This is a genomic window from Aliivibrio sp. EL58 (assembly GCF_900312675.1).
Taxonomy (GTDB): Bacteria; Pseudomonadota; Gammaproteobacteria; order Enterobacterales; family Vibrionaceae; genus Aliivibrio.
In genome coordinates this window covers 865,676-887,597 of the sequence record NZ_OMPC01000009.1, presented here as the reverse complement: position 1 = coordinate 887,597, position 21,922 = coordinate 865,676, and the positions used below count along the sequence as shown (strand labels likewise).

Sequence of the window (21,922 nt, the reverse complement as noted above, 5' to 3'; positions counted from 1 at the left end):
CAGGGCAAAAATAAAGCAAACAATTGAGGTTATTAAAGAAACTCCTTGACCATGTCTACGTAAATCATTAAATTAGCGCTCGTTGTCTCGAAAAGAGCAATGATTTGGTGAGTTGTCCGAGTGGCTGAAGGAGCACGCCTGGAAAGTGTGTGTATGGCAACGTACCGAGAGTTCGAATCTCTCACTCACCACCACATTCGAAACCCTAGCAGAAATGCTGGGTTTTTTTCGTTTTAAGCCTCTAAAAAACCTCAGCTTATTCTTCCTCGCAATAAATACTTTTCAAGCAGTAATCTATTATTTTGATCTAAAAAGCAGCGAATAACGTAGAATTCAGTAATATTCAAAAATAGAGAATAGTATGTATCAGTTAACGATTTTTTATGATGGAACTTGCCCATTGTGTGTCAAAGAGATGAATGCACTTATTACGCAAGATAAGAAACAAAAGATTAAAATAATTGATATCTATAGCGAAGAATTTTTTGCTTATCCGCAAATTGACGCTAACGCTGCAAACACTGTATTGCATGGATTAAATGCAAATGGTGAGCTATTTCTTGGGTTAGATGTAACGTATAAAGCGTGGAGTTTAGTTGGAAAAGGTTGGCTCTACGCTCCATTACGTTGGCCTGCTATTAAGCCCGTTGCGGATTGGTGTTATCTTCGTTTTGCAAAAAATCGTTATCGCGTTTCATACTGGCTAACGGGAACCTCAAGTTGTAATGAAAATAGTTGCTCAAAATAGTATTGTTGATTGCCATACTCATAATGAGGTACAGCGATGAAAATATTGATTGTTGGGGGAAATGGAGGGATTGGATTCGCGATGCTGCAAGAGAGTCTTACCAGATTTTCTGATGCTCAGGTCCATGCAACTTACCGACAAACTAAGCCACAGTGGCACCATGCACGAGTGGTTTGGCACAAAATTGATGCGAGTAATGATGAAGAGGTTAAATCCTTGAGTGAGCAATTCAATGATATTGACTGGGTTATTAATTGTGTTGGTATGCTACATACTCCAGAGAAAGGACCAGAGAAAAATTTGGCTGCATTAGATAGTGTGTATTTTCAGCAAATGATTACTACCAACACACAACCAACATTATTATTAGCAAAATATTTTACTCCAAAACTAAAAAAGGCAGATAAACCTAAATTTTCCGTCATCTCAGCCAAGGTTGGTAGTATTTCAGATAATCAATTGGGTGGATGGTACAGTTACAGAGTATCAAAAGCTGCTTTAAACATGTTCATCAAAACCATGTCAATTGAATGGCAGAGAGTGATAAAGAAGGGCGTGGTATTAGCACTTCATCCTGGAACGACAGATACCGGATTATCTAAACCTTTTCAAGGGAATGTCTCTAAAGGAAAGTTGTTTACTCCAGAGAGGGTCGCACATGATCTGATCGGATTGATAGAATCAAGTACACCGCAAGAGAGTGGTTTATTTTTGGCTTATAACGGAGAACGATTACCTTGGTAGTGTTAAATTATCGAAAAGGTGGTTTTCATTGCAATGAGATACCAATGATTTATCACTAATTAAAGTAATATATGTATTTAGTTTTCTATTTCGCTATAAAGCTTATCCATAACAGCGTAGGATCAAGGTAACTTTAGATAAAAATCAGGTTTGCACTTAGGTGCACTAAGATAGAAATCATGAAATTAACAGAAAAACCATCACTTAATCACGCACTACTTATTTCCATTTGTACACCACAGTTTAAAGGTGCTGAAGCAAAAGACTCTCTTGCAGAGCTTGGTCGTTTAGTGACAACCCTAGGATTTAAAGTCGTAGGCACACAATCACAAAAACAAAGCTCTACTCAACGAGTCAATGTATTGGGCGCAGGCAAACTGGCTGAAATCGCGCACATTACGGGTAATCAAGGCGAGAATGATGACGCTGATACCGAAGACTTTTTTGATGAAACAGACTTTGACGATATTCCATCAGAAAACCTTCCATTTGGCAGTGCTGATGTGGTGGTTTTTGACTGTGATTTAAGTCCATCACAACTGCGTAATGTAGAAAACCAACTAGGTGTGAGAGTTTATGATCGCACCGGTATCATCATTGAGATCTTTAGTCGTCATGCTCGTACTCGTACTGCTCGATTACAAGTTGAAATGGCTCGTCTTAATTATGTTGCGCCGCGATTAAGAGAATCAACCGTTGGTGATAATGAACGCCAAATGGGTAAAGGTGCGGGTGAAACAGATTTAGAACTGGATCGCCGTAAAGTACGAGATCAATTAGCTGAATTAAGACGTGAGCTAGAAAGTGTTCAAGATGAGTTAAAAGGTCGCCGTAAACAACGTTCAGAGCTGTTCTGTGTTGCTTTAGTTGGTTATACCAATGCGGGTAAATCATCAATGATGCGAGCATTAACAGGCAGTGAAGTTCTTGTTGAAGATAAGCTGTTCGCAACGCTTGATACGACGGTACGTGCACTGTACCCAGTGACTCAGCCTCGAATTTTAGTATCAGATACCGTTGGCTTTATTAAAAAGCTACCGCACGATCTTGTCGCTTCATTCCATTCAACGTTAGCAGAAGCACATGATGCGTCATTACTTTTGTATGTAGTTGATGCATCAGATGCGACATTTAGAACGCAACTTGATGTGGTACATGAAGTGCTTGGCGAAGTTGGTGTTGATGGGATTGATAAATTATTAGTCTTAAACAAATCAGATCAACTGACTCCTGAAGAGCAAGAAGCATTGATGGAAGAATTTCCAGATGCGATGATGACATCCACTCGAAATCCGCTTGATGTAGCAAAATTGCATAAATACATTGTTAGGGCTTCTGAGCAAGGGATGATCGAAGAAGAGATCATTGTTCCTTATACTGCTAAAGGCATCATGGGTGAAATCCGTTCAAGCATGAGTGTTGTTACTGAAGAATATGAATATGATCATATCAAGCTAACAGTACGTTCAAGTGCGATTGATTTAGCAAGATTGAAAAAGCTGATGTCTAAAGTAGAAGACGATGGTGATGAGTTGCTATAACCATATTAGTTGGAGTTAGTAGCTCTTTACTTATACTACAAAAAATGACGCTTTAGAGCGTCTTTTTTTATATCTTTATATTCATATATTTGGCGGTGAAGTTGATGTTTATTTATCAACAATGGATACGCCATCTCAACAACCAGATGCGGATTGGGAAGCAGATGATGCATCTACCGTTGTTGCGGGTGTTTACTACAGCTTCTAAGCTGAAGATCTAATTTAACCAAATAGCAATAATCCACTGCACCTTGGTTTAAATGCCACACTTATTATTGAGTGTGGCATTTTTTTATTTGTTTTATCGCAAAATAAAGAGAGAGGTTAAGTAATGATATTGGTAAAGATTATTTTGGGTTCGATCTTGAGTAAGGTAATATCAATAAAGAAGTAAATATATTGAGAGTACGAAGATGTTTGAGGTTAAAAACGTAAATTATACTGGTGAGAATGAACAAGCGATCCGCGAAGTGCGTGATATTGTGTTTATTCAAGAGCAAAGCATAGATCCTGATATTGAGTTTGACGGATTAGATGAATCAGCAGTACACGCAATTGTTTATAGTAATGCTCAGCCAGTTGGCACAGGCCGTATTTTAGACGATGGGCATATTGGACGTATTGCTATTTTGAAAGCATTTCGAGGACAGGGCCTAGGCTCTAAAATTGTTTTATCATTGATTGATGAAGCAACAAATAAAGGCTATCCACGAGTGTATTTAGGATCGCAAAAGCACGCGATAGATTTTTATACTAAATTGGGTTTTGAACCATTTGGTGACGAATTTATGGAAGCAGAGATCCCACATTTATCAATGGAAAAGCTGTTTAGTAAATAATTGAGATACAGTTAAAGTGTAGGTAAATAGAGTGCGTTTTATTCTGCACTCTATCATTCTTTTGTGACTTAATAGCGGCCGTTATAAAGAGCGAGACCTTAAAAAGAAATCAGTATTTTCCCATTATTATTTACTGTTCTATTTTGTATTTCTTCAATAGCAGAGTGGAGAGATGTGATAGGTACTATTTTATCTATTTTTGATTCTGCAATCCCTTCATGAACCAATCTCATTACTTCATTCAGTTTATGCTGAATATCCTTTTTTGAGGCAGAATGAACCCATTGTCTTAAATGAAAATATGAGAAATCAATATCAGGTCTTTCTTGCCAAAAATGTGTAGAGATAGGCACACCAGAGAGCAATCCATAGTTAATAAACTGTCCATTTTTCTTTAATAGCATTGCTTGTTCTAACGCTTGGTCTCCTCCAATACAATCCAGAATCGCATCAACGCCGCCGTGATCTTTGAGAGACTGAAATTGCTGATAAGCCATACTGTTTTGAGTATTTATAATGGCGCTTAGTTGGCAATTTTCAAAGAGAGCTTCAGTATTATCACGACGAACCAACGCAATAGGCACAACTCCTAAATGATTAAGTATACGTATTATCATTAGGCCAATAGCTGAGGTTGCGGCATTAATAACGAGAGACATTCCTTTTGTGATATTTAATTGTTCAGTCAACATTAACCAAGCTGTCATCGGATTTATGTAAGACGTTGCCGCTTGCTCGTCACTAAGATAATCAGGAATTGAGAAGCACCATTTCTCATCAATATTTCGATAGGTTTGCCATGATCCAGCACTGCCAATGGGTAATACACGATCCCCAATAGAAAATGGTGATTTAGTATCATAACAATTATTGATGATCCCTATGCCTTCAAAGCCCGGAATAAAAGGCAATTGAATACGAGAGCGATATGCGCCAGAAATAGTAATAAGATCAGAGGGATTAATAGAGCTGTATTTCATTTTTAATTGTAATTGATGAGGAGAAAGAGGCTCAGGAGTGCTGTTTTCTAATTGAATGGACTCTAGTGGTGGGCCAAATTTATTTACAATCGCTCTCATCAAGTATTACCTGCATACATTCTTAAAGTAGAAATCAGTATGTAATATATCAATAGCGATAAATAAATACAAAAAAGGCGCTGTGTAATTAAACACTGCGCCTTTCATTAAATCTCTTTGATTACTTAGTAATCGCCGTCGCTTGGTTCGATAAAGAACTCACCATCAACAGTTTCTGTTATTTCTAGGATTTTTACGATTTCGCCATTTATAGTGATATTGGCTAAACGAACAGGATCTTCATCATACGGGTGAAAAGGTACCATTTGTAGTTCGATACGGTACTCTTCATCATCAGCGCCTTGGAACCAGCCTTCACCAAATTCTAGCTCTATCTCGTCACCTTCTTCAGGGCAAGTATGATAAGCCGAAACAAGTAGGGCACCTTCAAAATTAAGGGTCATCGTATCACCCCATTCTACAACGTATTGAGCATCTTCCATTGTTTATTACCTTTAGCGATTGTGGTGCGCATTGTAACGCGCACCCTTTGTAAATCCTACTGCTTATTCACCAGCAACCATTGGGCGGTGTTGGCGCATACTTGCTAATAACATATAAATAGCAGTTGCTAATAAAATTGCAAATAAGTAACTCATCAAACCTTCAGCCGTATTCATTAAGGTATTCGCAAGTACTGGACCGCATACTGAGCCAATGCTGTAGCTAAATAGCATTACTTGTGTTGCTGATACGATATAAGATTCATCTAGCGTATCGCACCCTAAAGAAATCGCGATAGGGTAAATAGCAAACGCTGCCATACCAAGCAGAACCAGTGCCGTAGCAAGAACCGCAGTGTTGTCGCTCAATGTCGTTAAACCAATCGAGAAAACGCCTAAAATACAAAATAGAGCCATTAGCAGTGTTTTTCCTAAGTGCTTAGATAAGTAAGACACAAGAGGTTGAACCGCCATTCCACCAAGAACAATTAATGCCATTAAGCTACCAATTTGTGTGGTGTTAATGTTTCGATGTTTTAGTTCTAAAGGCATTAAGCCATATACTGCACCAAGCAATAAACCAGAAACTACACAGCCCATGATTGATGCTTTGTTTAGTTTTAAAATTTGCTTCAGGTTTAACACATTGTGATGCTGTACTTGTGGTTGTGCGCCTTTGCCAAACAATAAACAAGCAATAGCCATCATGATTAAGCCAATGATCATGTAATAAGGCAGTAAACCTTCAATACCGATAAAACCGATACCAAGTTGACCTAAAGACGAACCACCATAAAGTGCACCCATGTATAAACCAAGGCGTTTTGGACGGCTTTCTGCATCACCAATTAATAGCCAAGACTCAACAACAACAAATACGCCTGCAACTGCAATACCAGCAACAAAACGTGCAGTCATCCATACCCATTCAACAGGCATAGCAGGAAGGATCACAATTGTTGCAGCAAGTAATGCTAGAAATAATACAAACGCGTTCTTATGCCCAAGACGAGCAACAAACGGTTCAATAAGACCTGCACCAACAAGAAGGCCTGCATAAAATGCACTGGCTAACCAACTGGCGTATTTCGCCTCAATCCCATACTGGCTTAGCATCAATGGAATAAGGCTCATTAAATAGCCAGATGCGACAGCAAATAAAGAAAGTGCAATCACAGGGATAAGTAGAGCTGGTTGTGATTGAGTTGATGTTGTTGTGTTCACCGCAGTGCCTCAATAAAAGTAATAGAAGTAAGTAGATTTTCCGCGACTATGAGGCTAATAAGTATCCAAGTAAAACGAGTAATTTTATTGGTAAAGATAAATTTTTTTAATCAATAAACGGCGTTATAGAAAATAATTGATTGTATAAAAATGTGATAAAACCCATCGATAAAAACCCATAAATAACGGGGAGATTTCACTCGGATAATAGAGAGGGGAGAGTGCTCTTATACCAGCATTTCAGAGGTTTTTACGATGATGTTTTTAAGTCTTTGATTAATGGATGTTGAATAACCTTACTTTCTTGAATGTCTTATATGTCAGACATGCTACTCATTGCTATTTCATATACATAGGTAGATGATCACTGTCCGTAATCACCCTAGAGGCTTTATTTTGATTCAATTAATTCAACAAATTTTTCAACCAAGAAAAATACTATTTTATGTCGCCATTGTTTTTGTTCCTGCCGTTGTATTTTATGCTCTTTCTTTAATTGGATTAAATCAAGCGCTAGGGTTTACCCCAATGGAAGTGCTTCGAGATCTTGCACAGCAAACTGAAGTTCATAGCTTTCGTGGATTTTTATCAAACATAGGGGTTTGGTTTTGGGTGTCAGCATTATCAGTGGCTTACTTTAGTGCAATCTTTTTGCATCGTGGTAAGAAACAACGATTACTTATACTAATGGGATTACTGGCATCTATCTTAGCAACTGACGACTTTTTCTTGATCCATGATCGCTATGTGAATCAATATATTTGTTACTTCTTCTACGTTGTCGTGGCGTTGGCTATATTGATACTTCATTTTAAAGACATTATCGAAATTGATGGTTTTTCATTCTTACTAGCGGGTGGTTTGCTTGCAGGATCGATTGCGACTGATGTTATTCAGGGTTACTTACCGTTTGGTTATGAGACGACTCAGATCTTTGAAGAAGGGTGTAAATTTGTTGGCGCGGCTTCTTGGTTATATTTTACCTGCCGTGTTGCTTCATTTGGATGTAAACCAATTCAAAGTTAAGTTTGAAATTACACGATAAAGAAATGGGCATCATTTTCGATAAATGATGCCCATTTTTGTTTTTATTCAAAACGTATTATTGATGATGTAATCGTAAGCATTCATAAAGTTCTCAATGCTTTTGAGAAACGGAGATTTAACAGGCATCATTTGTACTTTTAATAATTAACATACAATAGACTTTAGTTTGAATTTCTTCCATAAAGCGACAATATGTCGTAGATCATGAGTAACCTCACTAATGTGTATGATTTATTACATTGAATTTCAAATGACTTTACAACAGAATGGTATCTTTAATAGATCTATGAATAAATATTATAGGGGTACTATAAGACATTTTGTCGTAGATAAAGCGTTATGCATAGAAGGTAGGAGAAAAATTGAACAGTAATATAGTTGCTATAATTAGTGTAATAGTAACCGCGTTAGCCTCTGGATATGCAACTTATTCACAATCTGAAGCTAACAAAATACAGCAAGAAAATATTCTTTCTCTTGAGAAATACAAGCAAGAAACTCAACTGGAAGTAATTAATGCTAATGCAAAGGTTAGTCGATTCAAAGAGCATTGCGTGAAAATAGAAGCCGCTGTCAAAGATATCAATGCTATGCAAATTGAGCATACTTTGATTAAAGATGATGCTGAAAAGTCTTATAAAGTAGTAATGAGGGCAATGGGCTACTTATACTTACTTCCGTTAGATATACAGAATAACGTGATGGAATTTATTGATGACGGTAAGAGTGAAATCCGTTCCATCTACCTATGGACTCATGCCGAATATCAAAAGTGTATTGAGATAGATTGATTGATGAACAACGAAATATGCATAACAAATAAGGATTAAGCGCTGCGCAGCCAGCGTTAAATCCCGGGTGTTGAACAAGCCCGTAGCCACTTCTTTATAGTAAATTGTGCGATCTAGTTTGGTGGGTGCATCGCCTTGAGTCTTTTCTCAAGGCGAGTGAGGCCAAGATAAGATTACGATAGTAATTTTATCAATGGGTTAGCTATTTTTTAAATCGTCTTATTTGTTGTATCTCCTCTGGTTTAACCTCAGCAATTATTCTTATTATGTTTGCCTTTCGGCTATCTCGGTCGTGTTATTCCCACGCACTCCATGTCATTCTGACAGTGTGGGCAGGTTCGTATTGCTTTGGCTCGGATGGGTATAATGCTTGGCGGAGTTTGATAAAAAATACCAAGCATGAGTAATTGAATACGAACTCGCAGGGCTCTCGCTTGGCCACGTAAAAAACCGTAGTCACGTACTCGTTGTAAGCCTTTAGGCAGTACATGCTGTAAGATGAGCAGCAAGAACTCAAGGGTGGGTAAGCTACGGGTCTTTATTGCATTGGTTTTGCTTTCTTTGTAACGGAAGGTGACGTTATGATCATCACTGTGGATGATGTCGTTGTCTGGTAGTACGCCTCGGTAGAGGTAGCGCGAAAGGTATTCTAACGCAGGCTGACCATAACCTACGCTTTGACAGTCAACGACCCATTGTTTATTTAGAGTGTGGCGATAGAAAAAATGTAAGCCATTGCGGTCGAGTTTAACGGTGCTCCACGGGTGAGTGCTAATTAAACTGGCGAAGAAGCTTTTTAAATCAGTCGTGCTTAATGTATCGGGACAACGGTCAAAGAACTCGCTAATCCGGCGGACCGCTCGAGAATAGGCATCAATGGTAGCAGGTCGTTTACCTTGCAGAGTTAAGTTGGTAAGGTGTAATTCATAAAGGCGATGATATCGCTTTAGTTCAGTTGGGCTCATGGTGTTCACTCCTGTTATCTGCCATCGAAATGATGGAGGTACAGAGAGTATGGACGATGCAGGCTTTACTCTGCCGCGAAGCGGCTTCGTTCAACAAAGCATTTAAGAGTGATTCGCCACGCTTGGCATTTTCGGTTTGGGTTAAGTTCATTGATTACGGTGTCTAAATTGAGTTCTGTGATAGCGTGGCTCACATCTTAATGCGGCGTTAGTTGCTCATAATCAACATGGCATCTGGTAGCTAATGTATAATACCGCGTATTATTAGTGAGGTGGTTATGCCAGAAGAAAATGTATCCAGAAATACAATCAAAAATATAGTGATAGGTGTTGTAATTGCGCTTATATCCTCTGTGGGTGGTTATTATGTGAACGAATTCTTAACTAGAGAACGTGTTTCCGTTGCCCATATCGGAATAAAGCCTAAGACAGTTGCGATAGCAGCTTCTAATGAATTTAAACAAAAAGTTAACCGATTAACTAATACTCTCTATATACACACCGTGTTTGATATAGAAAGCCAAACCCATTACAGTGCAGATCATATCAAGGGAATTTTAGAAAATCTCAGTACTGAGCTTTTTAATCTGAATGAGGGTAACGCTGTTTATTCTACCGAATTGGACCAGATTAAATCCATGCAAAATGGTGTGATTAACCCTGACGGTTTTTATAAAATAGGTTCAAAGTATCTTGATAGTTTTAATGTAGATAACCGCTCAGATCTTGGCGTGATCCAAGGAAATATTGAGATGCAAAGGGCTAGTAATGAAGAGCGTATAATTAAGGTAACTGAAGCAATAATGGTTATTGTAAATGAAGCGCTGAATTCCAACACTGAAAAAGAATTTCAAATTAATGTCATTGTACTTAATTCGGGTAAAACTCAAGCTTTGGTTAGAAATTCGGGCTATTTAAAGTTTGATGAGGATATTGTTTACTTAAAAAATAATGATGTTGATACTGATGTTGCGTATATCAAATTTTTAAGGCCTGCAATGTTATCAAATGGCGACTTTATTATTGTAAGAGAAAACGCATTCGACAGCCTCAATTTGGTAGTAGATAAGTATAATAATCGTCAACGAATGCTTGATCTTGTCAAGCGTGAATACTTGAACAGTAGCCGAATTGCGACTTTAGTTCTGACCGATGCTCAAGGAAATGAAATTTCATCAGAACCATTTATTTTTAGGAATGATTTAGAAGAAGATAGAAAAATTGGGCTATCAGAGTTTCTTGAAAATAACTACCGCCTATATATTGATCCAAATTATAGTAGTCGCAACTAACAAATAAGGATTAAGCGCTGCGCTGCGCAGCCAGCGTTAAATCCTGGGTGTTGAACAAGCCCGTAGCCACTTCTTTATAGTAAATTGTGCGATCTAGTTTGGTGGGCGCATCGCCTTGAGTCTTTTCTCAAGGCGAGTGAGGCCAAGATAAGATTACGATAGTAATTTTATCAATGGGTTAGCTATTTTTTAAATCGTCTTATTTGTTGTTTCTCCTCTGGTTTAATTTTAGCCATTATCCTTATTATGTTTGCCTTTCGGCTATCTCGGTCGTGTTATTCCCACGCATTCCATGTCATGCTGACAGTGTGGGCAGGTTCGTATTGCTTGCTGGTGGTTTGCTTGCAGGATCGATTGCGACTGATCTTATTCAGGGTTACTTACCGTTTGGTTATGAAACGACTCAGATCTTTGAAGAAGGGTGTAAATTTGTTGGCGCGGCTTCTTGGTTATACTTTACCTGCCGTGTTGCTTCATTTGGATTAAAACCAGTTAACCATTAATTCATCAGCACAAAAAGTCGTAAGTAAAAATGGGCATCACCTAATAAGTGATGCCCATTTTCATTTATTCATTGAATTAGTTAATGTTTAAATATACAAGGTTGACCGAATATTACCCACAACCATCAGGACGAAAAACCTTATTTAGCTGATAATAATTTTCACACACATTGCAAAGATTGGAGGATTCATGAAAGGTAAAGGGAAGTGTTTGTGTTTATGGAGCTATGGTTTAGTTCAGTGGCAGTGTTACTCACACCTTAATCTGGCGTTAAATGCCAGTGATTAAAAAATCGATTGCAGCAATTATTTCATTTCTGAAAGTCGATAATTCATTAACTGGATCGCTTAGGATCTTAACTGGAACGCTTGTCATTTGTTGAGTTAGCATGACAAAGTCACCTTCATCAATATGAATTGTAGGGCAAAGGTGACTTGGAATTTTTTTATCAAGTAATTCAATTGGCGTTAATGGAATGACTAAGCGAGTATTTAGGTTATCCAATAAATCATTTTGAACATTTACAAAATAAGGGTAGGTTTTAGCTGAACTTTTATCTTTGTTTTTATATAGCGTAAATTGTGACATTTAAAATACTCGGTATGAATCAGAAAAAAGACCGTGTTTCTCTGTTAGTTCGTTGCAAGTATTAATAGCTTCAGAGTTTTGCTCTAACCATTCTTGTCTTTTTAATTTACTCACTTCTTGTGAAAGTGCTTTTTCCATTGTTGCTGAAAGGTTTATTTTTAAACGTTTTGCTTCAGCTAGCAGGTCACTATTTAAAGTTAAATTGGTCGCTTTCTTTACCGCTTTTGTATTGTATTGGCTTTTCATAACGTTACCACTTATGCGCATTAAGTATGTGGGTTTAGTATATGGTGTAAAAATGAATTTAACAAATACATCTATACCGTTTGCTACATTCGCATTTTTGGTTTGAATCAAGTTCAGTGATTACGGCGCAGTGGTTTAGGGTGCTAGCTTTCTGGAGGGTACTGCTCTTGGGCGGTTAGCTCAGGCTAGGCCGCCAAGATAGGGAATATAGCTAGGATGATGAAAATTGGCCAACTTTATTGGCTCAAGAAAAATCACTATTACTGGTTACTTTTGTAAAAGTCCCATGCATTAACCACTTCACCTGTTTTGAGTGTGCAATCACTGTTCTCTAAGTTGTAAGAACCTGCTTGTTCAATGCAGTATTTTGCTGCAGGGTTTGGTTTCCCTACTGGTTTTGTCATTTCTTGTTTATGACTGCGGTAGTATTCCCATGCATTAATCACATCCCCATTACCTAATGTACAGTTGCCAGAGTCGAGATCATAAATACCACGCTCTGCACAAAATTCAGCGGCAGGGTTTGCCATATTGGCTTTCGCTGGTTGTTCTTTTGTTTCTGAAGAGCTACAAGCTGCAAGAGAAAGCAGTAAGCTAAGAGTAATTGCTATTTTTTTAAACATAAGAGCTCCGGAATTGAAAAATGAAAAGAGTTATTGGCAATCTTGAGTCATGCTGCCTTGTTGGGCAGGTTGAGTCATTGTAAATTTGCCGTTTAAATTTCTAAATACACGCGTATTCCAAATTTGGTCATCATCTAATTTAAAGTCAATGGCATAGTTTGTACCAGCGACGACTTGTGTTTTTACCGCTACTATTTTTTCAAGTTTGGCTGATGTATTCATCATGCTCAGTACATAATTTGTGGCTTTTTCTACTTCAGGAGTCACGATAGAAGTGTTCCAGCCACCAGCCATACCATTATCAACATTACATAATGGATTGATATTGTCAGAAGTCAGTGTGGTTTCTTGTTCTGTTTGCTGGGCACAACCCGCGGTGAACAGTAGGATGGAAGAGCAAGCCAAGATGGTCAATCGTTTCATTATGAACCTCGAGATAATCACAATTAAATGTATAAAAGTAATTTAGTCCTATCCAGAAGAAGAATCCAACCTATTTAACGCTATTTTATAATCATTCTTAATTTCAATTCATTTTCTTATGTGTATTCCCAATAGCAATATAAATACTACTCTTCTTGCTTTATTTTTGGCAGACTTCACAGCATACGTCACTACTATTGATTTATTTATAAATACTACTGTTATTAAGTTGTGAAATTATTAATAATAGCGCGTTTGTTTGCCTTCAGTAAAAAAGAGAGTGTATGTCGCGTCGTTCGGATAAAAAATTACTGACATTGATTTCTGTTATTCCTGTTATTTTGATAGGGATTTTTACGTTTATATTGAACACCGTCGTAATCCATGAGAACAGAACAAAAGTTGAAACCTTGATCAACGCTTTACACAGTGAATCAATAGAGAAAGAAAAGGCACAGATTAAGCATCAGGTTGAGACTATTTATCAACAAATTAGCTATCAAAGAAATCTAACAGAAAAGACATTAAAGCAGTCAATCAAATCACGGGTTGATGATGCCTTTAATACGCTAAGTTTTATCTATGAACAAAATAAAGAAAAGCCAAAGAATGAAATTATAGCGCTAATCTCAGATGCATTAAGAACTTCTCGCTTTAATGAGGGCCGTGGGTACTTTTTTATTTATGGTATGGATGGAACAAATTTAATGCATCCTATATTCCCTAGTTTGGAAGGTAGAAACCTACTAGACGTTCAAGATATTAGAGGGAAAAGAACTGTGCTAGATCATATTGCAATGATGAATGAAACTGGTGAGGGGTTTAGTCATTGGTGGTATCCAAAACCAGATGCAAAAAAAGAAGATTTTGAAAAGATTGGTTATGCAAAATTATTTTCGCCATTAGATATTTATATAGGTACGGGTGAATACATTGTTGATGTCGAAGAGGACATTAAAACTAAATTATTGCAGTGGATTACTGAAGTTCGATTTGATGAACATGGTTATATTTTCTTATTAGACCAATATGGCAATACGCTTGCTCATTATAATAAAGGTAAAATAGACCCAACAAAATACAGTAAAGAAAAACCAAACCAAGGCCCTATCACTCAAGAGATGCTATCTCTCTCTCAGAATGGTGGTGGATTTATGCAATATATAAGCGCATTTAAACCCAGTTCAGCTGAAAATGCAGAAAAATTGAGCTTTATTAAAGGATATAGCGATTGGGGGTGGGCAATTGGGGCTGGTGTGTATATTGATGACAATAAATGGCTATTAGAAGAAAAAGAAGCCGTATTGTTGGAGCAAAATAAACTTGAATTAACTAAAATTCTTTTATTAACCTTAAGCCTTGCTCTCTTATTAACGGCATTATCACTAGGACTAAGTTGGTATGTTGGGATGCGTTTTGATAAGTTTAAAAAACAGATACACAGTGACTTTACGTTATTAGAAAAAACAAAAAATGAGATGCAGCACATGGCTTTGCATGATGCTTTAACTCAGTTACCGAACCGATTAATGTTAGAATCAAAAATAGAATTAGGGATCCAGTACGCTCGTGAAAAAGGACAATCACTAGCGGTGATGTTTGTTGATTTAGACGATTTTAAAAAGATTAATGATCGGTTTGGCCATGAAGTCGGTGACATTTTATTGCAATCGATTAGTCATAAATTTAGTAGTTTACTAAAACCTAATGACATAGTGTCACGTTTTGGTGGGGATGAATTTGTATTTTGTTTTCCATTATTAAGTTCGAAATTAGAAGCTGAACATAGGCTTAAAGAGATCCAATCTGTATTTAATGAAAACTTTGATATTAATGGGAAGTCAATTTCAACGAGTTGCAGTATTGGGGTGACAATGTTCCCTGATAATGCAGATAATTCCCTCGATCTAATCTCGAAAGCTGACATTGTTTTATATAAATCAAAAGCAAAACAAAAAGGTGGCGCTCTCTTTTTCGATCAAAGTATTGATGAGCAAGTAAGTTATGAATTTAGCTTAGAAGAAGAGCTTAGAACGGCATTAGATAACAATGAGATCTCTGTGGTTTATCAACCTCAAATAGATATTGAAACAGGCCTTTTATGTGGTGTTGAAGCTTTATCGCGGTGGCATAATAAAACATTAGGGTTTGTATCTCCTGTTGATTTTATTGCTGTAGCAGAAGAGATTGAAGTCATACATAGTATTGGTGATTTTGTTTTGCAGAAAGCGTGTGAAGACATGCTAAGGTTTATGCCTAATGGACCTGATGCAACTTTGGTTTCGGTTAACTTATCCCCTAAACAGATTATTCAACCTGGTTTTGTAGACAGGGTTGAGAAGATAGTAAATAAAACGGCATTGATATATCTAGAGTTACTTTAGAGATCACTGAAAATATTTTGATCAGTGATTTAGCCAATGTTTCGCCTATTCTGAAAAAATTACAACAAATTGGTTTTGGTATTTCATTGGATGATTTTGGGACTGGTTACTCATCGCTGAGTTACTTAAACATTTTACCGATTACAGAGATCAAAATTGATCGCAGCTTTATTAATGGATTATTCATTAATGAACAGAGCGAAACCTTAGTTAAAGCGATTATTGCCATCGGCGCTTCATGCCAGATGACAGTGGTGGCTGAAGGGGTAGAGAATAAAGCACAGCTTGATAAGCTTATCGAATACCAATGTGATTTAGTTCAAGGGTATTATTTTGATAAACCACTTCCGATTAAAGAATTATGTGAAAAGTATCGTGAAAAACACAACCACACTGCTGCCTTAGGTTAAAAGAGGGGAGATGCTATTAATACATCTCCCTTTTTTGATTTAACAACACTCACTGTGTTTCCAATCGGTTAAGGCTTGTATATGTGCAGGACCAATACCACAGCAACCACCAATGGTTGTTGCACCCAGTGAATACCAGTGTTTTGCATAAGCGAGGTACTCTTTTGGGGTAAGCTCTCGCATAGACTGCAATGTATCATTAGCTTCATGCTCCGCTTTAATTGGCATAAAGTTATTGGCATATACCCCGATCTCTAAATTGGAATTATATTCTTCAATAATTGCTTTAGCATCAATAATAGCTTGTTCCATTACTTCTGGAATAGAGCAGTTAAAGAAGATCCCTTTAGCTTTAGTAAAACAACATAGGGCGGTAACTAATTTTACCGATTGGCCTGAACGAATGGTGGCTTCGGTTGTACGATTGTCTTCTAAACTAAAGGCGTAATATGCCTCTTTTTTTGAGTTTTTTAGAACAGAATGAATAACCTCGAACTCTTGCACGCTTGAGATCGTTTCCGCTATCCATAAATCAATGTGAGGCTCTTGAGCATGAAAAAGGGTAGTGTAAATATCCTTTGCTTCTTTTGCTTTAAAAAGATCGGGACGGTAGCTACCAAAGGCTGGAGGAATAACACCTGCTACACGTGATTGCTTGCCTTGGCTAGAGTAGTTTTTGGATGCGATCTGCTGGGCGATAGCTGCTGCTTTTGTTGCGAGTTTTGCACCACCGGAATAGTAGCGTTCTTCTCCGAGATGGAAAGGAACACAAGCGTAGCTGTTTGCGGTGATGATCTCAGAACCAGCATCAATAAAGTGTTGATGTGCTTGGCTAACATATTCTGGCGATTCAATGAGAGCCTGGGCGCTCCAAAGCGGCTGTGAGAATGGGGCTCCCATTTCTTGAAGCTCTCGTCCCATTCCACCATCGAGTATAGTTAAATTTTTCATAATAGGGCTAAACGCTCGTTTTTGATTTTAATGAATACCACACTATTTAGTCGGGTGGGCGATATTTATGAGTCTTCTAAACACTAACAGAGAAAAGCAAAGCGTACTGTACTTTTAAGAAGGCTTATACTTTCGTAAAAGTGACCATGGGATATGACAAAGTGAGTGATTTTCAGGGTAGTGAGATAGATGATGTTGATGAATTGCCTCACTAGGTACATAGTTAGTTAAAGGCAGTACTTCAAGCGCAATTTTTTCAGCATCGTTACGAGAAGCAATATAGCGCTTAGCTATATCCAAATGATGAGTATGTTGGCTATAAATTCCCGTTCTGTATTTTACTCCCGTATCATTACCCTGTTTGTTGAGGCTGTAGGGATCGATTATTTCAAATAAATGGTCAATAAGTTTTTGTACAGAAATAATAGAAGGATCAAAAGTGACTTTTACGCACTCAGCATAACCATCATATTCTCCATGTATTGTCGCTGTTAATCCGTTAGAGCGCCCCGCTTCAGTCTGATAGACTCCGGGAACATACTTAATGAATTCTTGAACACCCCATAGGCACCCACCAGCGAGATAAATATCTTCCATTTAGTTTTACCTTTTATGACATTATTGCGGGGCTTATTATTGTATAAATAATCCCCGTAGCGATGGACATATTATTGTGGACGACGTTTTTCTAATTGCTGGTTTACCAATAGAGCAATAAGGATTAAACCTCCACCTAAGCTTAAGCGTAGAAGATCTGCATCACGGTTCCAGATTAATAGATTAACCAGAATACCAGCAGGAATAAGTAAATTATTCATCACCGCTAAAACGCCCACGTTAACAATCGTAGCCCCTTTATTCCACATAAAATAACCAAAGCCAGAAGCAATCGTACCTAGATAAATGAGAACTCCCCATTGAGTTGATGTGGTTGGTAGTTTTTCGCTATTACCAAAAATGGCATAACAAACAGCGGCAACAATTAAGGCTCCGATAAAGAAGAAACCAAAGACCGTTTTTTGTTCAATTGATTGTTCTTTCATTAATCGCTTATAGCAAACTTGCCCAATAGCAAAACATAAATTAGCGCCTTGAACCATCGCAAAGCCTAATAAGAAGCCAGAGTCTATCCCGTTATAACGTATAGCAACGGCACCTAGTGTGGCAATGACGGCACTAATCATAAAATGAGGATGAAACTTACCTTCAAATGCGTCATTTAATAGGGTGATATAAATGGGTGTCATTACGGTAAATAAAAGTACTTCTGGTACGGTAAGATAAAGGAATGATTGGTAATAAAAAACGTACATTAAGCCGAGTTGGATAGCGCCAATCAACATAAGCTTTATCGCAACAGGCACAGGAACTTGCTTTGGACGAAGAAAAGGGAGAAAGACTAATGTGGCTAAGCCAATACGCATTAATACTGAGAACCAAGCATCAACTTGCCCTGCTAAATAAACGCCAATTAAGCTAAAAGAGAATGCCCAAAGCAGGGTAATAGGAAGTAAATATGACATGAATGTTCCATTTCTGTAAATAATGGGTGCATTCTAAATAAGATTCACTCCCAGTAAAGAAAAAGTAACTAAAAAAGCTGATTTTTTCTCAGCCTAACGCTATTCACGATTACCTAATGTATCACTTTTACTTCTTTTGATTCTTAAATCAAAAACCGAACAACGGATTAACGTTGTTCGGTTTTTATTTAGGGTGTAAAGCTATGTGGATTAATCGCTAAAGGTTACACACCTTAGCCCAACTACCATCACTGCCTGGCGTTGCTGCTGTCCACCAATTTGCTTGATAGATAACGTTGTTATGAATCACTTGATCGCCAGTGTTTGCGTGGCTTGGATTACCGGCCCAATCTGTTTGTGGAAGATTAGGATAAGTCACTAAGCCCGTTGCATCACAATTTGCATCAGGTACGCCGCCATTATCACCACCGCCTGTATTTCCACCAGAAGATAGATCAGCTAATGGTAGATCTGGTTGCTCAAACTTAAAGGCATAATCAACATTGTTGATCGTCACTGTATAGTTTGCAGGGCCTGAGATCGGTAGGTAATACACCATGTCTAGTTCATATACACCACTGGCAGGGAGAGCTTCCCATGCTGGAAGAGTAAAGGCTACTCGGTGCATGGTGCCATCAAAACCACCGATGTTATCTGCACGAGTATGACCAGAGGCAATCACCTGTAAACCACCTCCTGATTGATCTTTGGCATTATCAGGAGCAGACACGGGGATATCAAATTGGAACTCAGTTCCTCCAGGGATATCTTGGCCTGTGTTATTGGTAAAGTTAATTTTTGGATTAATAGGGTAGTTCTGATCACCCACTTTAAATCCACCCACACTTACTGCAATATCTACGGTTTCAGTTGGAATCGCTCCAGTTGCTACCGTATTACCATATGGCGTTGCTGATTTAAATTTCTCATAAATCGCTTTTGTCATGGTGTTACCCATGTGGTATTCACCATTGCCGGTTTGACAAGCTGCTTCTGTTGCATCAACAGACGTTCGGTTACCATTCGCATCTAGAACATAACAGCTGTAATCGCCTGCAAGTTCCCAGAACATGATGCCACCAATTTCTTGGTCAATAACGTAGTCAGCTTTCACGTTAATAGAGTCTTTATCTTCGGTAGATAAGAATACTTTTTTCTCTGCATTCCATAACCATGGTGCTACAGCGACATTATCGTAATGACGAGTGTAAGTACCTACTAATTGGTCTGCTGGATCATTCGCTGGGTCTAAGCCATAGATATTTGCGTAAGAACCAAAGATACCTTCTTGAAGGTTTTTAGCATGCCACATAGGGTTAGAACCCGCGCCCATTTCTTGGCCGTATGAGTTCTTATCGTGCCACATGTTATCGATACCTAATGCACCGTAACCACAGTTGTTTTTCTCACCTTCACCAGTTCCCGCATCACATTGGGCTTGGTCTGGTAATGGAGCGCGACCCCATAGGCCATTCTCGCCACCAGTAACACCTTGCCAACCGCGAGTATAATAAGGTACGCCAATATTGATACGACCTGCAGGCATTGAACCGCGGAAGTAGTGATAAGCCCAGTCAGTATTTAAGTAACCAATACCACCGTAAGCTTCAGTATCATAAACGTTCCACTGAGCTAATTCTGAATCTTTACCTGTATCATATAATGCCGCATTGTGACCTACGTGATCATTCCAAGCACCGTGTAAGTCATAAGACATGATGTTGACGTAATCTAAGTATTGAGTCACATCAAAGGTTTCCATACCACGTAATAAATAACCTGAAGATGGCGCTGCGATAGTGAGCATATAATGCTGGCCATCTTGTGCAGAGATAACATCCAGCTTTTCACGAAGTGTTTTCATTAATACTTGATATGATGCCCATAAATATTGACGACGAGGCTCCATGAATGCTTTATCGTCAGGATTACCAGCACCGGCCATTGACGTTGGGTATTCGTAATCAATATCTAAACCATCAAACTTGTATTTACGCATCATTTCAACAGCTGATGCGGCAAACTTCTCAATACCTGCATGGTTGATGCTGCCATCGGCGTTGGTTGTCATGCTATAGAAACCACCATCAGCCACTCGATTACCATCAGTGCCAAAGTGACCGCCAGTTTCAGCCCAACCACCAATAGAGATAAGTGTTTTAACTCCGTGTTTTTCTTTAGCGGTTGCAAGTGCCCCAAAATGACCTTTAAAGCCAAGTGTTGGGTCAACCTCAACCCCTGACCATTCTTTGCCTGTTGCCGCGTTATTTGGATCGGTAACATCACCAACATTGACTTTGCCATCAGAGCCAATACTCACAAATGCATAGTTGATGTGTGTTAGTTGCTCCCAAGGAATGTCTTTTACTAGGTAGCTATTTTGTTCGTCGCCGCCATCTCGCCAACTAGTAAAGTAACCAATAACACGACGAGGGTGATCAGCCCCCATTAGTTCACGGCCTTCTTTGTCATAAGTCGTACAGTAAGGAACGCTAACCCCTTCTGTTTGATACAAACCATCAGGACGGCAATTATCAGCAATAGGTAATGAACTCGTTACGGTTAATGTAGAGCTCGTTGAATTGGTTGAGGCGCCTAAATCATCTGTGGCTTTGGCGTAAATCGATAGAGAGCCTGCAGAAGTTGTTGTGTAATCAAGAGTATAAGGGGCGGTGGCTACAGTACCAACAAGAGCACTGTCGACATAAAAATCAACTTTATCTATAGAGCCATCTGAATCGGTGGCATCAGCAGTTAGAGTGACTACAGCGCCAAGCTCAATACTGGTTGCTGACAAACTTAATGTTGCAGTGGGTGCGATATTATCAACAGGGCTGTTGGTTACGTTTACCGACACAGAACTGACAGTACTTACGGCTCCTTTATCATCATAAGACTGGGTACTGAAAGTATGAGCCCCTTCAAGAGCTGTCCAAGACGCGCTATAAGGTGAGGTAGTTGATGAAGATATAACTAAACCATCAACTAAAAAGTCAACGCGCGCAATGGTTCCATCGCTGTCTGATGCTGAGGCTGTTAAGGTAACAACATCACCGGTGGTTATTTTATCTGTGGCGCTAGGAGAGGTTAAATCAACGGTTGGTGCGGCATTAGCTACTTCACCAGAACAAACACCCAAGTCTTGCCATGCTCCCCATTCACCGGCGGTCGCAGGATCATTATTTTGAGTCCAGTATTTTGCTTTATAGGCATTAGCCCCTTGCTTTACTTCTTCTCCGCCATTGTAAGTCTTATTTGCATCCCAAGTTGCTAGAGGATCACAATCGACCGCTGCTTGAGCATTAAATGCCATTAAACAAGAGAGGGTTAGGGTTGAGAGAGTAAATTTATTATTGGATTTTTTTCTTAAAGTTGAAAGTTCCATTTCATATCCTTAAAGGTAATTCAAAACATCAATCTACTTTTTAATTGATGTGAAATAAGATTAGGATAGAAATTGATATGTGCGAGAGTGGATTTATAAATTACAGGGCAGATCGCAATAAAACTAATGTTAGTTAACAAGGTTACATTAATTTTTGTATGAGTATTGTGTG

At 38.4% G+C, this 21,922-nt stretch carries 22 protein-coding genes and 1 tRNA gene; 11 read left to right on the top strand and 12 right to left on the bottom strand.

The genetic code is table 11. From position 1 onward, the window contains the following. The first annotated feature begins 106 nt into the window (after positions 1–106). The 5 genes from ED622_RS14935 (at position 107) to ED622_RS14915 (ending at position 3,872) form a co-directional block, all read left to right on the top strand. Positions 107–194 (top strand) — tRNA-Ser (locus tag ED622_RS14935). 167 nt (positions 195–361) lie between these two features. Further along, entirely contained in the window at positions 362–748 is a 387-nt protein-coding gene (locus ED622_RS14930; protein ID WP_122035374.1) for a thiol-disulfide oxidoreductase DCC family protein, read from the top strand. 36 nt (positions 749–784) lie between these two features. Continuing rightward, positions 785–1,492: an SDR family oxidoreductase gene (locus ED622_RS14925; protein WP_122035372.1), complete on the top strand. Its 708-nt coding sequence runs from the start codon at positions 785–787 to the stop codon at positions 1,490–1,492. A gap of 179 nt (positions 1,493–1,671) precedes the next feature. Next, positions 1,672–3,033: a GTPase HflX gene (hflX, locus tag ED622_RS14920; protein ID WP_122035370.1), complete on the top strand. Its 1,362-nt coding sequence runs from the start codon at positions 1,672–1,674 to the stop codon at positions 3,031–3,033. Positions 3,034–3,446: 413 nt separating this feature from the next. Continuing rightward, the gene (locus ED622_RS14915; protein WP_122035368.1) at positions 3,447–3,872 is read left to right on the top strand and encodes a GNAT family N-acetyltransferase; all 426 of its coding nucleotides are present in this window, start codon (positions 3,447–3,449) and stop codon (positions 3,870–3,872) included. Positions 3,873–3,970: 98 nt separating this feature from the next. Here ED622_RS14915 and ED622_RS14910 read toward each other — a convergent pair whose 3' ends face one another. The 3 genes from ED622_RS14910 to ED622_RS14900 all read right to left on the bottom strand — a co-directional run bounded on the left by ED622_RS14910 (position 3,971) and on the right by ED622_RS14900 (position 6,618). Continuing rightward, positions 3,971–4,951 carry a zinc-dependent alcohol dehydrogenase family protein gene (locus tag ED622_RS14910; protein WP_122035366.1) on the bottom strand — a complete coding sequence of 327 codons (981 nt, stop codon included), beginning with the start codon at positions 4,949–4,951 and terminating at the stop codon, positions 3,971–3,973. A 125-nt stretch (positions 4,952–5,076) separates the two neighbouring features. Continuing rightward, on the bottom strand, positions 5,077–5,394 hold the full coding sequence (locus tag ED622_RS14905; RefSeq protein ID WP_122035364.1) for a hypothetical protein: 318 nt from the start codon (positions 5,392–5,394) through the stop codon (positions 5,077–5,079). 63 nt (positions 5,395–5,457) lie between these two features. Continuing rightward, positions 5,458–6,618, bottom strand: coding sequence for an MFS transporter (locus ED622_RS14900; RefSeq protein WP_122035361.1), 1,161 nt, complete (start codon positions 6,616–6,618; stop codon positions 5,458–5,460). 396 nt (positions 6,619–7,014) lie between these two features. Between ED622_RS14900 and ED622_RS14895 the strand changes: the two genes are divergently transcribed. Together ED622_RS14895 and ED622_RS14890 are read left to right on the top strand one after the other, a co-directional pair. Continuing rightward, entirely contained in the window at positions 7,015–7,644 is a 630-nt protein-coding gene (locus ED622_RS14895; protein ID WP_162922531.1) for an oxidase, read from the top strand. Between the two features lie 383 nt (positions 7,645–8,027). Further along, positions 8,028–8,456 carry a hypothetical protein gene (locus tag ED622_RS14890; RefSeq protein WP_122035359.1) on the top strand — a complete coding sequence of 143 codons (429 nt, stop codon included), beginning with the start codon at positions 8,028–8,030 and terminating at the stop codon, positions 8,454–8,456. Between the two features lie 281 nt (positions 8,457–8,737). Here the strand turns inward: ED622_RS14890 and ED622_RS20070 are convergent, their stop codons facing one another. After that, positions 8,738–9,421: a transposase gene (locus ED622_RS20070; protein WP_122035356.1), complete on the bottom strand. Its 684-nt coding sequence runs from the start codon at positions 9,419–9,421 to the stop codon at positions 8,738–8,740. 278 nt (positions 9,422–9,699) lie between these two features. Between ED622_RS20070 and ED622_RS14880 the strand changes: the two genes are divergently transcribed. Continuing rightward, positions 9,700–10,713, top strand: a complete 1,014-nt coding sequence (locus ED622_RS14880; RefSeq protein ID WP_122035354.1) for a hypothetical protein — start codon at positions 9,700–9,702, stop codon at positions 10,711–10,713. Between the two features lie 308 nt (positions 10,714–11,021). Next, a complete protein-coding gene (locus tag ED622_RS14875; RefSeq protein WP_254052643.1) occupies positions 11,022–11,216 on the top strand; it encodes a hypothetical protein in 195 nt (64 codons plus the stop codon). A 271-nt stretch (positions 11,217–11,487) separates the two neighbouring features. Here the strand turns inward: ED622_RS14875 and ED622_RS14870 are convergent, their stop codons facing one another. From ED622_RS14870 to ED622_RS14855, 4 genes are all read right to left on the bottom strand, one after another. Then, positions 11,488–11,805 carry a CcdB family protein gene (locus ED622_RS14870; protein ID WP_122035352.1) on the bottom strand — a complete coding sequence of 106 codons (318 nt, stop codon included), beginning with the start codon at positions 11,803–11,805 and terminating at the stop codon, positions 11,488–11,490. Then, complete coding sequence (locus ED622_RS14865) at positions 11,806–12,051, bottom strand: type II toxin-antitoxin system CcdA family antitoxin (protein WP_122035350.1); 246 nt, start codon at positions 12,049–12,051, stop codon at positions 11,806–11,808. 260 nt (positions 12,052–12,311) lie between these two features. Beyond that, entirely contained in the window at positions 12,312–12,674 is a 363-nt protein-coding gene (locus tag ED622_RS14860; RefSeq protein WP_122035348.1) for a DUF333 domain-containing protein, read from the bottom strand. Between the two features lie 30 nt (positions 12,675–12,704). After that, positions 12,705–13,097 (bottom strand): cystatin domain-containing protein, encoded by a 393-nt coding sequence (locus tag ED622_RS14855; RefSeq protein WP_122035346.1) that lies wholly within the window; start codon positions 13,095–13,097, stop codon positions 12,705–12,707. A gap of 284 nt (positions 13,098–13,381) precedes the next feature. Here ED622_RS14855 and ED622_RS14850 point away from each other — a divergent pair, with 284 nt between their 5' ends. Together ED622_RS14850 and ED622_RS20065 are read left to right on the top strand one after the other, a co-directional pair. Then, complete coding sequence (locus ED622_RS14850; RefSeq protein ID WP_254052642.1) at positions 13,382–15,481, top strand: cache domain-containing protein; 2,100 nt, start codon at positions 13,382–13,384, stop codon at positions 15,479–15,481. Positions 15,482–15,498: 17 nt separating this feature from the next. After that, a complete protein-coding gene (locus ED622_RS20065) occupies positions 15,499–15,891 on the top strand; it encodes an EAL domain-containing protein (RefSeq protein ID WP_254052641.1) in 393 nt (130 codons plus the stop codon). A gap of 39 nt (positions 15,892–15,930) precedes the next feature. Here the strand turns inward: ED622_RS20065 and ED622_RS14845 are convergent, their stop codons facing one another. The 4 genes from ED622_RS14845 to ED622_RS14830 all read right to left on the bottom strand — a co-directional run bounded on the left by ED622_RS14845 (position 15,931) and on the right by ED622_RS14830 (position 21,750). After that, entirely contained in the window at positions 15,931–16,842 is a 912-nt protein-coding gene (locus ED622_RS14845; protein ID WP_122035344.1) for a homocysteine S-methyltransferase family protein, read from the bottom strand. 114 nt (positions 16,843–16,956) lie between these two features. Further along, the gene (locus tag ED622_RS14840) at positions 16,957–17,439 is read right to left on the bottom strand and encodes a peptide-methionine (S)-S-oxide reductase (protein WP_122035342.1); all 483 of its coding nucleotides are present in this window, start codon (positions 17,437–17,439) and stop codon (positions 16,957–16,959) included. A gap of 71 nt (positions 17,440–17,510) precedes the next feature. Further along, positions 17,511–18,365: a carboxylate/amino acid/amine transporter gene (locus tag ED622_RS14835; protein WP_122035340.1), complete on the bottom strand. Its 855-nt coding sequence runs from the start codon at positions 18,363–18,365 to the stop codon at positions 17,511–17,513. Between the two features lie 217 nt (positions 18,366–18,582). Continuing rightward, on the bottom strand, positions 18,583–21,750 hold the full coding sequence (locus ED622_RS14830; protein WP_122035338.1) for a chitinase C-terminal domain-containing protein: 3,168 nt from the start codon (positions 21,748–21,750) through the stop codon (positions 18,583–18,585). Between the last annotated feature and the right edge of the window lie 172 nt (positions 21,751–21,922).

What these genes read in the sequence shown, in the direction of transcription:
- ED622_RS14930 (WP_122035374.1), top strand. Translation starts at nt 362, where the DNA reads ATGTATCAGTTAACGATTTTTTATGATGGAACTTGCCCATTGTGTGTC.
- ED622_RS14925 (WP_122035372.1), top strand. Translation starts at nt 785, where the DNA reads ATGAAAATATTGATTGTTGGGGGAAATGGAGGGATTGGATTCGCGATG.
- hflX (WP_122035370.1), top strand. Translation starts at nt 1,672, where the DNA reads ATGAAATTAACAGAAAAACCATCACTTAATCACGCACTACTTATTTCC.
- ED622_RS14915 (WP_122035368.1), top strand. Translation starts at nt 3,447, where the DNA reads ATGTTTGAGGTTAAAAACGTAAATTATACTGGTGAGAATGAACAAGCG.
- ED622_RS14910 (WP_122035366.1), bottom strand. Translation starts at nt 4,951, where the DNA reads ATGAGAGCGATTGTAAATAAATTTGGCCCACCACTAGAGTCCATTCAA.
- ED622_RS14905 (WP_122035364.1), bottom strand. Translation starts at nt 5,394, where the DNA reads ATGGAAGATGCTCAATACGTTGTAGAATGGGGTGATACGATGACCCTT.
- ED622_RS20070 (WP_122035356.1), bottom strand. Translation starts at nt 9,421, where the DNA reads ATGAGCCCAACTGAACTAAAGCGATATCATCGCCTTTATGAATTACAC.
- ED622_RS14880 (WP_122035354.1), top strand. Translation starts at nt 9,700, where the DNA reads ATGCCAGAAGAAAATGTATCCAGAAATACAATCAAAAATATAGTGATA.
- ED622_RS14870 (WP_122035352.1), bottom strand. Translation starts at nt 11,805, where the DNA reads ATGTCACAATTTACGCTATATAAAAACAAAGATAAAAGTTCAGCTAAA.
- ED622_RS14865 (WP_122035350.1), bottom strand. Translation starts at nt 12,051, where the DNA reads ATGAAAAGCCAATACAATACAAAAGCGGTAAAGAAAGCGACCAATTTA.
- ED622_RS14860 (WP_122035348.1), bottom strand. Translation starts at nt 12,674, where the DNA reads ATGTTTAAAAAAATAGCAATTACTCTTAGCTTACTGCTTTCTCTTGCA.
- ED622_RS14855 (WP_122035346.1), bottom strand. Translation starts at nt 13,097, where the DNA reads ATGAAACGATTGACCATCTTGGCTTGCTCTTCCATCCTACTGTTCACC.
- ED622_RS14850 (WP_254052642.1), top strand. Translation starts at nt 13,382, where the DNA reads ATGTCGCGTCGTTCGGATAAAAAATTACTGACATTGATTTCTGTTATT.
- ED622_RS14845 (WP_122035344.1), bottom strand. Translation starts at nt 16,842, where the DNA reads ATGAAAAATTTAACTATACTCGATGGTGGAATGGGACGAGAGCTTCAA.
- ED622_RS14840 (WP_122035342.1), bottom strand. Translation starts at nt 17,439, where the DNA reads ATGGAAGATATTTATCTCGCTGGTGGGTGCCTATGGGGTGTTCAAGAA.
- ED622_RS14835 (WP_122035340.1), bottom strand. Translation starts at nt 18,365, where the DNA reads ATGTCATATTTACTTCCTATTACCCTGCTTTGGGCATTCTCTTTTAGC.
- ED622_RS14830 (WP_122035338.1), bottom strand. Translation starts at nt 21,750, where the DNA reads ATGGAACTTTCAACTTTAAGAAAAAAATCCAATAATAAATTTACTCTC.